The 14,681-nt window shown below is 58.3% G+C and carries 15 protein-coding genes; 12 read left to right on the forward strand and 3 right to left on the reverse strand.

Features of this window, described 5'->3' with window-relative positions:
* Window positions 1-154: 154 nt before the first annotated feature.
* Window positions 155-2,566, reverse strand: a complete 2,412-nt coding sequence (locus tag Q8N00_08715; GenBank protein ID MDP2382875.1) for an endonuclease MutS2 — start codon at window positions 2,564-2,566, stop codon at window positions 155-157.
* 254 nt (window positions 2,567-2,820) lie between these two features.
* Between Q8N00_08715 and gap the strand changes: the two genes are divergently transcribed.
* Genes gap through secG form a run of 4 tightly spaced genes read left to right on the forward strand, consistent with a single transcriptional unit; the run spans window position 2,821 to window position 6,284 of the window.
* On the forward strand, window positions 2,821-3,834 hold the full coding sequence (gene gap, locus Q8N00_08720) for a type I glyceraldehyde-3-phosphate dehydrogenase (GenBank protein ID MDP2382876.1): 1,014 nt from the start codon (window positions 2,821-2,823) through the stop codon (window positions 3,832-3,834).
* A gap of 57 nt (window positions 3,835-3,891) precedes the next feature.
* Window positions 3,892-5,091, forward strand: coding sequence for a phosphoglycerate kinase (locus Q8N00_08725; GenBank protein ID MDP2382877.1), 1,200 nt, complete (start codon window positions 3,892-3,894; stop codon window positions 5,089-5,091).
* Window positions 5,092-5,136: 45 nt separating this feature from the next.
* Window positions 5,137-5,910, forward strand: a complete 774-nt coding sequence (tpiA, locus tag Q8N00_08730; GenBank protein ID MDP2382878.1) for a triose-phosphate isomerase — start codon at window positions 5,137-5,139, stop codon at window positions 5,908-5,910.
* A 14-nt stretch (window positions 5,911-5,924) separates the two neighbouring features.
* A complete protein-coding gene (gene secG / locus Q8N00_08735; protein MDP2382879.1) occupies window positions 5,925-6,284 on the forward strand; it encodes a preprotein translocase subunit SecG in 360 nt (119 codons plus the stop codon).
* 224 nt (window positions 6,285-6,508) lie between these two features.
* Here secG and Q8N00_08740 read toward each other — a convergent pair whose 3' ends face one another.
* Window positions 6,509-7,423, reverse strand: a complete 915-nt coding sequence (locus tag Q8N00_08740; protein MDP2382880.1) for a branched-chain amino acid transaminase — start codon at window positions 7,421-7,423, stop codon at window positions 6,509-6,511.
* Between the two features lie 125 nt (window positions 7,424-7,548).
* The gene (locus tag Q8N00_08745; protein ID MDP2382881.1) at window positions 7,549-7,923 is read right to left on the reverse strand and encodes a PilZ domain-containing protein; all 375 of its coding nucleotides are present in this window, start codon (window positions 7,921-7,923) and stop codon (window positions 7,549-7,551) included.
* 213 nt (window positions 7,924-8,136) lie between these two features.
* On the opposite strand from Q8N00_08745, the gene rplU reads away from it, so the two are divergent.
* The 8 genes from rplU to bioB all read left to right on the forward strand — a co-directional run bounded on the left by rplU (window position 8,137) and on the right by bioB (window position 14,675).
* The gene (gene rplU / locus Q8N00_08750) at window positions 8,137-8,451 is read left to right on the forward strand and encodes a 50S ribosomal protein L21 (GenBank protein MDP2382882.1); all 315 of its coding nucleotides are present in this window, start codon (window positions 8,137-8,139) and stop codon (window positions 8,449-8,451) included.
* A 12-nt stretch (window positions 8,452-8,463) separates the two neighbouring features.
* Window positions 8,464-8,733, forward strand: coding sequence for a 50S ribosomal protein L27 (gene rpmA / locus Q8N00_08755; protein ID MDP2382883.1), 270 nt, complete (start codon window positions 8,464-8,466; stop codon window positions 8,731-8,733).
* Between the two features lie 129 nt (window positions 8,734-8,862).
* Entirely contained in the window at window positions 8,863-9,888 is a 1,026-nt protein-coding gene (gene obgE / locus Q8N00_08760; protein MDP2382884.1) for a GTPase ObgE, read from the forward strand.
* Entirely contained in the window at window positions 9,870-11,000 is a 1,131-nt protein-coding gene (proB, locus tag Q8N00_08765; GenBank protein MDP2382885.1) for a glutamate 5-kinase, read from the forward strand. Before obgE ends, proB begins: the two co-directional genes overlap by 19 nt.
* A gap of 17 nt (window positions 11,001-11,017) precedes the next feature.
* Window positions 11,018-11,701: a nicotinate-nucleotide adenylyltransferase gene (nadD, locus tag Q8N00_08770; protein MDP2382886.1), complete on the forward strand. Its 684-nt coding sequence runs from the start codon at window positions 11,018-11,020 to the stop codon at window positions 11,699-11,701.
* Between the two features lie 16 nt (window positions 11,702-11,717).
* Window positions 11,718-12,188 (forward strand): ribosome silencing factor, encoded by a 471-nt coding sequence (gene rsfS / locus Q8N00_08775; protein ID MDP2382887.1) that lies wholly within the window; start codon window positions 11,718-11,720, stop codon window positions 12,186-12,188.
* Between the two features lie 4 nt (window positions 12,189-12,192).
* Window positions 12,193-13,593, forward strand: coding sequence for a tetratricopeptide repeat protein (locus Q8N00_08780; GenBank protein MDP2382888.1), 1,401 nt, complete (start codon window positions 12,193-12,195; stop codon window positions 13,591-13,593).
* Window positions 13,594-13,679: 86 nt separating this feature from the next.
* On the forward strand, window positions 13,680-14,675 hold the full coding sequence (bioB, locus tag Q8N00_08785; protein MDP2382889.1) for a biotin synthase BioB: 996 nt from the start codon (window positions 13,680-13,682) through the stop codon (window positions 14,673-14,675).
* The last annotated feature ends 6 nt before the right edge of the window (window positions 14,676-14,681 follow it).

The following is a 14,681-nucleotide window of genomic DNA, read 5'->3' on the forward strand; positions in this document are numbered from 1 at the left end:
CTTCCGTGTGATACTGGGGCGAGAGTAGACTCAGGATGCTCAAAAAGCCTGTCAGTAAGGCCGCAGGCGAGTCGAAACCGGAGACGTACCCTTGTGCTACGTTGAGGATTTCGATGAGCCGAGAACGAAGCTGGCTAGCTTTTTCAGCATCCTGTCAGCGCAAGGTTACGATCGTCACCCCATCCCCACCTTCCGCACGATCACCAGGTCTGGTGCCTGCGACATAGGGAGAGTCTTTCAAATAGTCTCGCAAGGTGGCTTTCAGCTTCCCTGTGCCGTGGCCATGGATGATACGGAGAAACGGCACGGCCGCCATCGTCGCGCGATCCAGCGCCGCAACCACCTGGTCCAACGCCTCGTCCGCCGCCCTTCCTCGCACATCCACGACCGTCTGTTCATCCAGCCCCAGCCCGCCTCCTGGCTGGAACCGGCGCGGGGCCGATGGTGCTGATGCCGGCTTCGACTGCGCCGTTTGCCCTCGTGCGAGGCCTACGAGATTCGCCACAGTGGCCAGCAGTTCTCCTGCCCCCACCTTCACCCTCACGCGTTTCTTTCCCTGCGTTGTTTCGAGGAGCATGCCGGTCATGCCGAGCCCGCTAATCTCGACCTGATCTCCCACCTTCAAATGCTCAAGCGGGATCGGCGTGCCGGCCGGAGCCAACTCGGCTCTTGTCTGCGCCTCAAGCTCGAACAACCGTTGCTTCGCGGCTTTCGCTTTGATCAGCTTCTGCTCACCCTTGACGGTATCGACTGTGGCCTGCACTTCCGCACGCGCGCGGCTGAACTGCTCACTGAGTTTTCGCTTGAGGCCCCTCTGTGCTTCCTTTTCGGTCTCTTCCAAGTGCGCCAACTGTGCCTTCGCTCGCTGTTCCGCCTGCTCCGCTTCACGTCTGGCCTCGACCGCGCGGGCGAGGTCGTCGGACAACTGCCGCTGCGTCGCTTGCAGATCCTGCAGCATCGTTTCCATGGCCCGCTCATCTTTATGGAGCTTCAGCCGCGCCTCATCCAGCAAGGCCCGGTCCATCCCCAACCGGCCGGCAATCTCCAGCGCAGACGATCCCCCCGGCACCCCCATGAAGAGCCGATAGGTGGGTGAAAGCGTCGCAACGTCGAACTCGACGCTGGCGTTCGCAAAACCCGATACCATGTGGGCCAGGGTCTTCAACGATCCGTAGTGGGTGGTCGCGACGACTTTCATGCCCAGCGTGGCCAGCCGGCAGAGCAAGGCTTCGGCCAGGGCCGCGCCTTCTGTCGGATCGGTCGAAGTGACTGGTTCATCGAGGAGAACCAACCATTGCCGAGGTTCGGACGCTCCGTCGCCGCTGCGCTGACGGTCTGCCTCATCGAGCAACTGAATCATTTGGGTCATGTGTGCGGAAAAGCTGGAAAGGTCGCGAGCCAGATCTTGGGCATCGCCGATATCGGCATAGACATCGGGAAAGAACGCCATCTCGGATTCCGTGTTACAGGGCAGGTGCAATCCGGCACGGACCATCAGGGCAAAGAGCCCGACGATCTTGAGCGTCACGGTCTTCCCGCCCGTATTGGGGCCTGAAATGACGAGCACCTGGATCGATTCATCCAGGAGAATATCGTTGGCGACGACCTCTCCTTTCGACAACACCAGCAGGGGATGCCTGGCCTGCAGCAGCATCACGCGTCCTTCTGCGTTGAGCCCGACAGGCTGCGCCTTCAGTTGGCGGCCGAATGAAGCCCGTGCCGCGATCCCATCCAGCTCGGCCAGCGCCTCAAGCCCTGCCAGCATGAGCTCGGCTTGTGCGGCGACGAGGGCAGACAACTCACGGAGGATGCGCCGCACCTCCCGCTCGATCTCCAGGTCCGCCACTTTAATGGAATTGTTCAGCTCAACCAGCTCACGCGGCTCGATAAACACCGTGGCTCCGCTGGCCGAGACGTCATGCACGATCCCCGGCACCCGCCCCCGCATATCGGTCTTCACCGGGATGACATAACGGCCTTCACGCTGAGCAAAATACTGTTCTTGGAGAATCTCCTCGAAACGGCGCGAATGGAGCATCTGATTGACTTGATCGCGGATCTGCTGTTTGAGCGCATGCGCCTGATGCGTCAAGCGCCGCAACTCCGGCGTCGCCGACTCTTTCATCGAACCGTCCTGGTGGATTGCCGCATCCAGCGCGCTCTTCACCGGGCGCAGTTCCCCTGCCGACTGCAGGGATTGTCCGGCAGCGCTCAACGCAGGAGCATCCTGCTGGTGTCGCAGGATAAACCGGCCGCTCTCTTCCAATAACTCCAGCACAACCGCGCAGTCCCGGAGTTCGAGCAGCTCCAGCGCCGCCCCTTTCTGAGCCCGGGCGAGCGGATCCCGAATATCCGGAAACATCAAGGGCGGCAGACCATCGCCCGCATCCTGCAGCCGCCCCATCTCCGTCGTTTCCTGTTGGCGACGGATGGCATCTTCTAGATCGTTAGCCAATTCGAGCGCACGACAACGCGCCGCCCCCATCGTCGAGCGGGCGTGACCGGCAAGGGACTCGAGCAGTCTCGGCCATTCTAAGACCTTCGTGGTTTGTTCGAAGAGATTCACCGGTACCTCTGGGAGCACGTTTCAGGCTGGAACCGACGAACTCTAACGAACCCAGCGATAGAGACGCAAGGCAGCGGGCAGCAAACCTCGTCGCCGCTCTGCTGAGACCCGGTCCAACTGACAGCGAAACTTCTGTGATCCTGCGCGGAGTTACCGCTTTGGTATGGCTTGACAAGGCCTAGGGTGGTCGATACTATCGCCATCATTGTGGCCGGTGATGGGACCGGCCCATTTTTATTGAGGAACTACTCGTCATGGCTATTCGGATCGGGATCAATGGATTTGGGCGGATCGGACGGAACGTCCTGCGGGCATCACTCGGTGATCCCAGCCTACACATTGTCGCAATTAACGACCTCACAGATGCGAAGACGCTCGCCTACCTCTTAAAGTACGACTCGGTCCACGGGACGTTACAGGGAAGCGTCGAGGCCAAAGACGATCAGATTTTCGTCGACGGCAAGCCTATTAAGGTGCTGGCGATGAAGGACCCCAAAGACCTGCCCTGGAAGGATCTGGAAGTCGACATCGTCATTGAATCGACCGGACGTTTTACCGACCGCGAAGGCGCGGGGAAACACCTCGCTGCCGGAGCCAAACACGTCATTATTTCCGCGCCGGCGAAGGACCCAGATGTCACCATCGTCCTGGGCGTCAACGACGAAGCCTACGACCCAAAGGTGCACCACATCATCTCCAACGCCTCCTGCACGACCAACTGTCTGGCTCCCATGGCCAAAGTACTGTTGGATAATTTCGGCATCAAGCATGGCGTGATGACCACGATCCATTCCTATACCAACGACCAGCAATTGCTCGACCTACCCCACAAAGATTTGCGGCGCGGACGCGCAGCCGGCATGTCGATGATCCCAACCAGCACCGGTGCGGCGAAGGCGCTGCATCTTGTCCTGCCGCAACTCAAAGGCAAGATCGACGGCCTGGCCATCCGCGTCCCCACGCCGAACGTCTCGCTGGTTGATTTGACCGTCGAAACCGAAAAAGACTGCGACCTCGCGGCCGTCAATGCTGCCTTCCGGAAAGCGGCGAACGGCCCGATGAAAGATATCCTGCATTATTCTGAAGACCCCATCGTCTCGATCGACCAGAAGGGCGATCCCCATTCGGCCACACTCGATGCCCCGCTCACGATGGTCATCGACAAGCGGCTGGTCAAGGTGACGGCCTGGTACGACAACGAGTGGGGCTATTCATGCCGGGTGCGAGACCTAATCAAAGTCATCGCGGCAAAAACGACAGGGCGCTAAAGCATCAGGCTGATTGTGTATGAGTCTGACTGGTAGGATCGACCTCACGGAGCCGCTATGAATCTGCGCAAACAAACGATCGACGATGTCGTCCTGCGAGACAAGCGCGTCATCATCCGAGCCGACTTCAATGTCCCGCTGGACGATTCGCACCAAATCACCGACGATACCCGCATCCGCTCGACGCTGCCGACCATCAATCGCGCCATCGACGACGGTGCCAAGGTGATCCTCTGCTCGCACCTGGGTCGGCCGAACGGAAAGTTCGACCCCAAATACAGTCTGGCCCCGGTCGCTAAACGCCTGGGACGGCTCATGGGCAAAGAAATTGTATTCGCACCGGACTGCATCGGCCCGGCAGTGGAAGCGCTGGTTGCCAAGATGAAGTCGGGAGACGTCCTGCTCCTTGAGAACCTCCGATTCCATCAGGGTGAAGAAACAAACGACGATGCCTTTTCGAAAGCACTGGCATCCCTCGGCGACGTCTATATCAACGACGCATTCGGCGCCGCGCACCGGGCCCATGCCTCCACGGTCGGCATCACCAAATATATTCCTGCGTCGGCTGCGGGCTTCCTCCTCAAGAAGGAAATTGAATATCTTGAGGGAGCAGTCGAAAACCCCGTTCGGCCTTTTGTCGCCATACTCGGCGGCGCGAAGGTCTCGGGAAAGATCGGCGTCATCGAAAATCTCGGCAAACGCGTCGACAAAGTCATCATCGGCGGCGGCATGGCCTTTACCTTCCTTAAGGCGAAGGGAATGGAGATCGGCAACTCCCTCGTCGAAAACGACATGTTGGACTTTGCGAAAGGCATCGAGGAACATGCCCTCTCACGCGGCGTGAAGTTCTATCTGCCGGTCGATTGTGTCGTCGCGGCCAGCCGCGAGCTTGGAGCGGAATCGAAAATCGTTCCGGTCCAGGAGATTCCGAAGGGGTGGTACGCCCTCGACATTGGCCCAGCCTCCGTCAAACTCTTCAACGAAGTCGTCCAAAACGCGAAGACCATTTTGTGGAACGGACCGATGGGCGTCTTTGAAATCGATGCCTACGCGCGCGGGACCCTCGCCATGGCTCACACGGTTGCCAATGCCTACGCGCTCACGATCGTCGGCGGCGGCGAAACGGCGCTGGCCGTCCATCGAGCCGGCGAATCGGAGAATATGTCGTTTATCTCGACCGGCGGCGGCGCCGCATTGGAATTGCTCGAAGGCAAACAACTCCCGGGCTTAACCGCCCTCCCGGATCGAGTCGCCTAACCGCTCATCGCAACGCTCACACCCTCTACCAACATCGAGACGCCAGTGCGCAAACCCCTCATCGTCGGCAACTGGAAGATGAACAAGACGGCCTCTGAGGCCGCCGCCTTCATTCGCGACCTCCTGACGCGACTGCCTGCGGCATCCTCCAGCGCTGACGTGGTCCTTGCGCCACCCTTTACCTCCCTCGAATCGGCCCGCAAGGCCTTAGGCCCCTCCTCATGGATTAGCCTCGGCGCGCAAAATGTTCATTGGGAGACGCAGGGAGCCTTTACGGGAGAAATCTCCGCTCCGATGTTGCGCGATCTTGGTTGCCGCTATGTGATCGTAGGCCATTCTGAACGCCGCGCGTTGTTCGGCGAACGAGATGAGATGATTCAGAAGAAAGTCCGGGCGGCGCTCACGCAGGGCCTGTCACCGGTCCTCTGTGTGGGAGAGTCGCTGGCTGAACGAGAGGCAGGCCAAACAGAGTCGGTTGTCACGACTCAGCTCACCGGTAGCCTGGCTGGATTCACCGCGCAGGATCTTGCAACCGTCACCATCGCCTACGAACCGGTCTGGGCCATCGGCACAGGACGAGCGGCCACCACGGAACAAGCCGTGGCCGTACACCGCTCGATCCGCACGTTCGTGGCGGCCAGCTGGGGAGAAGCCACGGCATCGACCATCCGAATCCTGTATGGTGGAAGCGTCACGCCTCACAATATTGCGTCGCTCCTTGCTTCGGATGCGATCGACGGAGCATTAGTCGGCGGGGCTTGTCTCAACCCCGACTCCTTTGCTACAATCGTCGGCATTGCTCAGACACAGCGGGCCTAACGGATCGGAGTGCCATGTATACTTTCCTTATCGTCATTCACGTCATGATCTGCTTTCTGATGATCGGCGCCATCCTCTTACAGTCTGGTAAGGGCGCTGAGATCGGCGCATCGTTCGGAGGCTCCAGTCAGACCGTGTTCGGGAGCCGTGGTCCGGCCAACTTCTTGAGCAAATTCACGGTCGTCGTCGCAGCCATCTTCATGCTCACCTCGTTGAGCCTCGCCATCATGGCAAGAGAACGAACGTTTTCCTCCACGGTAATCGACCTCAAAAAGAAAGAGACCTCTCAGACCGCTCCAGAAACTCCGACGACAACGCCTGCAGCCCCAGCCGCCGAGACTCACGCCCCTGGCGACGCAGCCCCCGCTCATTAATCGGACGCTGAACAAGTCCATTCTCATCGTCCGCAAAGCGTCGTTCGTCTCTCGCCAAAAAGAGCATAGGGCTCATAGCGTGCAATCAGGAATAAAGCGGGATGGCGTTCCCACAGCTATGCGTTCGCATCCCTCCCGAGATACGAACGACGCTTCACGATTCACGGATATCAAGAATGCCGCGTGGAGACGGATGGTGAGAACAGAACCCGTTTCGCGTCTAGCTAGATGCGGGTGAGCCAGGCCTCGCGGGAAGGATCTTCCCCGCGCACGATGGAAAAGAAGGTCTTCTGCAGGGCTTGCGTAATCGGCCCAGGCTTGCCTGTTCCAATCCGGCGATTATCGATTTCCCTCACCGGGGTGAGCTCGGCAGCGGTCCCGGTCACGAATACTTCATCGGCGATATACATGTCATCGCGCGTAAAGCGCTCCTCGGCCACTGGGATCCCCTTCTCGCGCGCCAAGTCGATGACGGAACTTCTGGTGATGCCGTCGAGGATCGAGGTCAGCGGCGTGGTCTTAATCCGCCCTTTCCGCACGATGAAGATGTTCTCCCCCGTTCCTTCGGATACATACCCCTCAGTATCGAGAAGAATGGCTTCATCGTAGCCGTCGGCTTTGGCTTCTCGCTTCGCGAGAATCGAATTCACGTAATAACCAGAAATCTTCCCTCTCGTCATCGAGACGTTGACGTGATGCCGAGTAAACGAGGACACGCGGGCTCGCATCCCGTTGGCCAAGGCGTCGTCGCCGAGATAGGCGCCCCAGGTCCAGGCTGCAATCGCGAGCTTGATTGGATTGTCACCGGGATAGACCCCCATCGCGCCATGCCCGATGTAGACGAGCGGGCGGATGTAGCAGGCATCCAGCTTATTGATCCTGACCGTCTCCACGATGGCCTCTGCAACCTGCTTCCGGTCGAACGGCAACTGCATCATCCCGATATGGGCGGAGTCAAACAGCCGATCCACATGTTCTTGTAACCGGAAAATCGCAGAGCCGGATTTACCCTTGTAACAGCGAATGCCCTCGAACGCAGCCAGCCCATAATGGAGTGAATGGGTCATGACATGGACATTGGCGTCCGCCCAATTGACGAACGACCCGTCCATCCAAATTTTTCCTTGAGTCTCAAGCATAAGTGGCAACCATACAGAGGTGAGTCAGAGTAAATCGAAAACGGAATATAACAGCGGGCCGGAAGGAGCGTCAAGCAACGGCCCAGGCGAGGCTAGGAGAGCGCAATGAAGGATGCCGCTCGCGCTCAGCGTGGCATCTGATGGGCACGAATCTGCTGATTCATGGCAGCGGCGATGTGCTTCGCCGAGACGGGACTGATATGGATGAAATCTACACCGAAATCATATCCATCGACCCAGCGGACTGTAACCAGTTCAATTTCTATGGTCGGGCCATCTTCCGCAAGTGAGAGACGTAACGCCAAACAAAGACCTGGCTTCACCGCATGTTCGCCTTGAATCCGCATGCCAGATTGAGAGAGATTGGTCACCACACCCTTCCCAACGCTATCTCCGCTGAGATAGTAGAGCACACGCCAGATTGGGATGCGCCTATAGGGTCGAAGCACAAATCGAGTGCTCGCCGGGTTGGCAAGACTGGACTTCGGGGTAGCGGCCATAAATGTTGTCTCCAATCCGTGAACTAACTCGACCATAAAAAAACAGCATACCCCAGGGGGCCGGAGCGGGATAGCCCACGAATAGGGTAGCTCGAAGGAGGGGGTCCGACTGATCCTGTCGAGGCGGAATCTCAGGGGAAGGCACGCCTTTACCTTGACAGCCTTCGAACCCCTGTGTTACACAATCATCTTCTGTAACGGAGGCAGGTGTTTATGTACGCAATCATTGAGACAGGCGGCAAGCAATATCGCGTTGAAACTGGATCGTTGGTCCAGGTGGAGTCCCTTCCCGGCGAGATCGGGGGAACGATCAACCTCGACCAGGTTCGACTGGTTCACGGCGAAAAGGGCATGGAAGTCGGACAACCGTTGGTCAAAGGGGCCACCGTCAAAGCCGAAATCATTGCCCAGGATCGCACGCGTTCCATCACCATTTTCAAGAAACAACGGCGCAAGAACTATCGGCGGACCCGTGGCCATCGCCAGGGCTTCACCAAGCTGCGCATTACCGGTATCGAAACAGCCTAACGAGGATCAGTCATGGCAACAAATAAAGGCGGCGGATCAACTAGAAACGGGCGCGACAGCAATCCGCAATATCTCGGGGTCAAAGCCTACGGTGGAGAGACCGTGAAAGCCGGATCGATCCTGATCCGTCAGCGAGGAACGAAGTTCTTCCCCGGCTTCAACGTGGGCCTCGGTAAAGACCATACCCTCTTCGCCCTTATCACGGGGATTGTAAAGTTCGAGCGCGGCCGTGGACGGAAGAAGATCAGTGTCTATTCCGACTCCATACCTGTGATTTCCTAGCGCATCTTTCTCCTTTCTCTCGTCATAACTTCGTTACCCGCGAGGACTCCCGGCATGACTGTACGTGCAACGGGATGCTCCTCGCAGGCAATGGTCTCGCAGCTCTCACACTGAAGAAACGGTGCGCCGATGTTTGTCGATGAAGTCCGTATTCGTATCACAGCCGGCCGAGGCGGCGACGGCTCATGCAGTTTTCGGCGCGAAAAGTTTGTGCCGCGCGGCGGCCCTGACGGCGGCGATGGCGGCAACGGCGGCAACGTCGTGTTCGAAGCGTCGCCTCGCATGACCACGCTCCTCGACCTCCGATACCAAAAACACTACGAAGCGGAAGTCGGTCGCCAGGGAGGCGCCGCCAATTGCTCAGGAAGATGCGGAGAAGATGTGGTGGTACTCCTTCCCGTTGGCACCGTCATCTTCAACGATGAAACCAACGAGGTCATGGCCGACCTGGTCGCCCCCGGACAGCGGTTTGTGGCAGCACATGGGGGCCACGGCGGACGAGGCAACAACCATTTCGCAACCCCGACGAACCGCACGCCCACAGAGTTTGAAACCGGCACTGAAGGCGAAATACGATCCCTCAGACTTGAGCTCAAACTGTTGGCCGACGTCGGACTGGTCGGTTTTCCTAATGCCGGGAAATCGACGCTTATCTCCGTCATCTCGGCAGCACGACCCAAGATTGCCGACTATCCCTTCACCACGCTGGTGCCGAATTTGGGCATCGTGCGCTGGGGAGAAAAGGGCAGCTTCGCCGTCGCAGACATTCCCGGAATCATTGAAGGCGCCCACGAGGGCAAGGGCCTGGGACTCCGATTTCTCCGGCATATCGAACGCACGTCGTTTTTGCTCTATTTGGTCGATGTGTCGGAATGGGCTCCCGAGGCACCGGTCAAGAGCTTCGAAATCATGCGTCAAGAACTGGCCGCCTACGACGAGCCGATCACCGCACGCCCCTTCGCAGTCGTCGCCACAAAAATCGACGTACTCGGAGACGGCACAGGACTGCGTGACTTACAAAAGTATTGCAAGCGCCATCGCTACCCGTGCCTTCCGATCTCTGCCGCCACAAGAGAAGGGCTCACGGAACTCGTCAACTATGTGGGGCAACAGGTTACGCAGCTTCGAGCCACGCCATGCGAGATCAGCTCCTAAAACAGGCCACCCGCATCGTCATCAAAATCGGGAGCAGTCTCATCGCGTCCCGAGAGACTGGGCTGCGCCCGGAACAGATCGATCGGCTTGCAGATGAAATCGCAATACTCCGATCGAGTGGCCGTGAAGTCCTGATTGTCTCCTCCGGCGCGATTGTCTCCGGCATCAAGAAGTTAGGCCTGACGGAATACCCCAAAAGTCTCCCCGTGAAACAGGCAGCCGCTGCGGTCGGCCAGAGCCGGCTCATGTGGGCCTACGAAAAATCGTTTGAACGGCTTGACGTCAAGGTCGCGCAGATCCTCCTGACGCACCACGACCTCGCCGATCGCCGGCGATTTCTCAACGCCCGCCACACCTTGAATGCACTGATCGGGTTCGGGGTCATCCCCATCATCAACGAAAACGATACGGTTGCCGTAGACGAAATCCGCGTGGGAGACAACGATACCCTGGCCGCCGAGGTCGCCCATCTGGTCGACGCGGAACTGCTAATCATCCTGTCCGATATCTCAGGCCTGTTTACCGAGGACCCACGCAAAAACCCGTCCGCCACGCTGATTCCATTGATTCAGGACATTACCAAAGATATTGAACAGCGGGCAGGGGCTTCCAGCTCATTCGAGGGGACCGGGGGCATGGCGACGAAGGTTCGGGCTGCCAAGAAGGTCAGTGAGTATGGTGTGGCCACGTTGATCTTGAATGGGCAAGAGGCTGGCCTCCTTCCTCACGTATTGGCCGGCGGCCCCGGCGGGAGCCTCTTCCTTGCGAAAGAACGTCGCTTCACCAGCCGCAAACATTGGATCGCCTTTACGCTCCGACCGCGGGGAACCTTGACGCTCGACCCAGGAGCCGTTGAAGCGCTGGCCCGGCGAGGCAAGAGCCTCCTGGCTTCCGGTATCGTCAATGCCAGCGGTCCATTCGAAGCGGGCGATGCCGTCAGCTGTCTCGATCAGGACGGCAAAGAATTCGCGAAGGGGCTGGTGAACTTCTCGTCCGATATGATCGTCAAGATCAAAGGGCTCAAAACCACCGAGATTCAGCAACAACTCGGTCCTCAAGAATATGAAGAAGTCATCCATCGGGATAACTTGGTCCTCTTGGACCAACGATAGCGCGTGGGTGGCCTACCATGAAACTCGGTCTCCTCGGCGGCAGTTTCAACCCCGTGCATAACGGTCACTTGGCCATTGCGCGCCAAGCGCGCGAAGCCCTCGGACTCGACCGAGTGCTCTTCATTCCCACGAGTCAACCGCCCCATAAGCCGAGCGGAAGCCTGGCTCCGGCCCAAGACCGTTATGAAATGGTCCGCCTGGCGATGGCTTCTGACCCCACGCTCGCCATCTCGGATATCGAAATCCGTCGACCCGGCAAGTCCTACTCCATCGATACGATTCGCCTGCTGCAGCAAGAATATGGTACACAGACTCAGCTTTTCTTCCTGATCGGGCTCGATGCCTTTCTGGATTTTCCCACCTGGCGAGACCCTCAGACATTGCTGGAACTCTGCCAATTCGTCGTGCTCTCCAGGCCAGGCTTATCGTTTCGGTCACTATCCACGGTCCGCCTGATTCCGCCGATTCCAATCCCTTCTCTGTTAGACCTGGATGCAGGGCGGATTACCAGAATCGAGGCACCGCTAGGGGCGCAAGGCCTGACCTGCCTGAAGCTACCGCCCTGTCCGATCTCTGCATCGGACATTCGTACAAGAATTCGCCAAGGGCTGCCGGTGGTAAATCTGTTGCCGCCCTCCGTAGAATCTTATATACTCCACCATCATCTATACCAAGAGGACCGCGATCGTACCAACAGCTAGATCCACGGCCCTCGCCATTGCCAAGGCCATGTTCGACAAAAAGGCCACCGACGTCCTCGTCCTCCAGGTCGCGCCTCTGACCTCCGTTGCCGACTATCTCGTCATCGGCTCTGCAGATTCGGATCGCCAAGCGAGTGCCATCGCCGATCATATCAACGGCATCCTCACTCTCGCCGGTTCCAGAGCACGCAGCATCGAAGGCGCGAGAAACTCACAATGGGTCCTGATGGATTACGGCGACGTCATTGCCCATATCTTCCGGCAGGACGTCCGGGGGCATTACGCCCTCGAACGGCTATGGGCCGATGCAAAACGCATCCCCGTATCGGACGAACCGCCGGTTGTACAACCGGTTGCCGCCCCGGAACCCGTGAAGAAGCCGAAAAAAGTACCGGCGAAAAAGGCATCGGCAAAGAAAGCCTCGACGAAGAGACCACCAGCGAAAAAAGCACCGGCAAAAAAGGCTCCTGCGAAAAAAAAGGCCTAGATCGATGCTCCGACTGCTTACCACTATCTTCCTCATCTGCGTCGGGATCTTCCTCTACAGCTATTTTCGCGAGTTGAACCCAGGCACGGTCGCAGTCCACACCAGCCCCTCCATCCAATTTGAACTCAGTCCGGTCACACTCGTCGTCTTTTCCATGGCCGTCGGCGCCGTACTCGTCGCCCTGGCTGTCGGCATGCGGCAAACCGCCCACGCCATCGGCAACTGGCGCAGCACGCGACTGTTGCGCCGCAGAGAAAAGATCGATGCGCTCCATCGTGAAGGCACCCATGCCTTCATGTCCAAACGCATCGTCGAAGCGATCGGCCTATTCGAGAAGGCCCTGTCCATGGATCCGAATCGGGTCGATTCGCTCCTCTGGCTAGGTAACATTTATCGCGCCGAGAGCAACTACGCAGAGGCCATCCGCCTGCATCAACGGGCGAATCGCGTCGACGATCGTAACATCGAAATCCTGCTGGAGCTCGCAAAAGACCTGGAAGGCGCCAAGCGTTACGAGGACGCCCTACAGGCCCTGCACAAAATGCTCAGGATCGAACCGGACAATCTCACCGCGCTCATTCGCGAACGCGACCTCTTGATCCGGCTTGAAAAATGGAGCGAAGCACTTGAAATCCAACATCGCCTGCTGAAAGCCAACCTGCCTGAGCCGGAACGCAAAGCCGAGGCCCATCTCCTCACCGGCTGCACCTACGAAGTCGGGCGCCAACTGCTGGAACGTGGCCACCCCGATAAGGCACGGCGCTATTTCCGTGGTGCGATCAAGAAAGACCGGACCTTCCTGCCTGCCTACATCGGCATTGGAGAAATCCTGATTCGGGAAGGCAAAACGAAAGACGCGGTGGAGATCCTCAAGAAGGTCTATGCCAGGACCCGCAACATCATCATTCTGCACCGCCTCGAAGAGCTGTTTCTCGAACAGGGTGAACCCAGCGAAATTATCCGAGTCTATCAGGAAGCCCTCCAGCAGGACCCGAACAATGCGGCCCTCCAGTTTTATTTGGGCAAGCTCTATTACCGGCTCGAAATGGCCGACGAAGCCTTCGACATCCTCTCAACCGTCGAAGGGATACAGGACCAATTGGTCGATTACCATAAGATCATGGCCAATCTCTTTCTGCGCAAGCAACATATGGAGCAGGCAGTCGTCGAGCTCAAGAAAGCGCTGCATTTCAAGAAGCGCGTGGTCGTGCCCTACGTCTGTACCGCCTGCCAACAAGAATCGACCGAATGGTCGGGACGCTGCCACCGCTGCGGCACGTGGAATACGTTCGTGGCACTGCCCTGGCCGAATGCCGGCCAAACGGTCCAAGGCCAAGCCAACAGCCCCTCTCCAGCCTCCCTCGTGCCCTATCAAGGCATTGCTTCTCCCTACGAAACCGTGTAGGTTTTCAGCCAGTCTGGCTATGTGATGCAGGCCCAGACCATCACGCATCGCAGTCAATTCAATCTCATCAGATAATGGAGTGTCCCATGGTCGACTATCAGGATTTCGCAGCTAAAGCCTTGCGCGACGAGACGCTGACCAGAAATGAATGTCAGGCCGTGCTCGATAGTCCCGATGAGCGATTGCTGGAACTCCTCCAAGCCGCCTTTACCGTCCGATCACGTTATTTCGGCAAGACCGTCCGTCTCCAGATGTTGCAGAACGCCAAGAGTGGGGCCTGCATGGAAGACTGTCACTACTGTTCTCAATCTGCGATCTCCACCGCCCCGATCGAGCGCTATAACCTCTTGCCGCAAAAAGAGATGATCGACGGTGCCAGGCAGGCTGCCGCCTCGAAAGCCCAACGTTATTGCATCGTCATCAGCGGTCGGAGTCCGTTGGACCGGGAGATCGACGAAATCGCGGGAGCCGTCCGCGCGATCAAGCAGGAGATTCCAATTCAAATTTGCTGCTCACTCGGCCTTATGAGCGAACCACAGGCCAAACGTCTGAAGGCGGCGGGCGTCGATCGGGTGAACCACAATTTGAATACAGGCGAAGCCTTTCACGCGTCCATCTGCACCACGCATACCTTCCAGGACCGGCTCAACACCATCCAGAACGCGCGGGCAGCAGGACTGGAAATCTGTTCAGGCGGGATCGTCGGAATGGGAGAAAAGGACGAAGACCTCATCGACCTGGCCATGGCCCTGATCGACGTCAAGCCGGACTCCATTCCGCTCAACACACTCCATCCGGCTACGGGCACGCCGCTGGAGAACTGTGACAACCTGACCCCTCAACGCTGTTTAAAAGTGCTCTGCCTCTTCCGGTTCCTGCACCCACGCACAGAACTCCGCGTAGCAGGCGGCCGTGAACATAACCTCCGCAGCCTCCAGCCCTTGGCCCTCTACCCGGCCGACTCCATCTTCGTGAACAACTATCTCACGACGCCAGGCTCTCCTGCCCCCGAAGTCTGGGGCATGATCGAAGACCTCGGATTCAAGATCGAAGTGGACCACCAGCAGCCGGTCGGTAACTAGCTCACG

This window comes from Nitrospirota bacterium, assembly GCA_030684575.1.
Lineage (GTDB): Bacteria > Nitrospirota > Nitrospiria > Nitrospirales > Nitrospiraceae > Palsa-1315.

What these genes read in the sequence shown, in the direction of transcription:
- gap (MDP2382876.1), top strand. Translation starts at nt 2,821, where the DNA reads ATGGCTATTCGGATCGGGATCAATGGATTTGGGCGGATCGGACGGAAC.
- Q8N00_08725 (MDP2382877.1), top strand. Translation starts at nt 3,892, where the DNA reads ATGAATCTGCGCAAACAAACGATCGACGATGTCGTCCTGCGAGACAAG.
- secG (MDP2382879.1), top strand. Translation starts at nt 5,925, where the DNA reads ATGTATACTTTCCTTATCGTCATTCACGTCATGATCTGCTTTCTGATG.
- Q8N00_08740 (MDP2382880.1), bottom strand. Translation starts at nt 7,423, where the DNA reads ATGCTTGAGACTCAAGGAAAAATTTGGATGGACGGGTCGTTCGTCAAT.
- Q8N00_08745 (MDP2382881.1), bottom strand. Translation starts at nt 7,923, where the DNA reads ATGGCCGCTACCCCGAAGTCCAGTCTTGCCAACCCGGCGAGCACTCGA.
- rplU (MDP2382882.1), top strand. Translation starts at nt 8,137, where the DNA reads ATGTACGCAATCATTGAGACAGGCGGCAAGCAATATCGCGTTGAAACT.
- rpmA (MDP2382883.1), top strand. Translation starts at nt 8,464, where the DNA reads ATGGCAACAAATAAAGGCGGCGGATCAACTAGAAACGGGCGCGACAGC.
- obgE (MDP2382884.1), top strand. Translation starts at nt 8,863, where the DNA reads ATGTTTGTCGATGAAGTCCGTATTCGTATCACAGCCGGCCGAGGCGGC.
- proB (MDP2382885.1), top strand. Translation starts at nt 9,870, where the DNA reads ATGCGAGATCAGCTCCTAAAACAGGCCACCCGCATCGTCATCAAAATC.
- nadD (MDP2382886.1), top strand. Translation starts at nt 11,018, where the DNA reads ATGAAACTCGGTCTCCTCGGCGGCAGTTTCAACCCCGTGCATAACGGT.
- Q8N00_08780 (MDP2382888.1), top strand. Translation starts at nt 12,193, where the DNA reads ATGCTCCGACTGCTTACCACTATCTTCCTCATCTGCGTCGGGATCTTC.
- bioB (MDP2382889.1), top strand. Translation starts at nt 13,680, where the DNA reads ATGGTCGACTATCAGGATTTCGCAGCTAAAGCCTTGCGCGACGAGACG.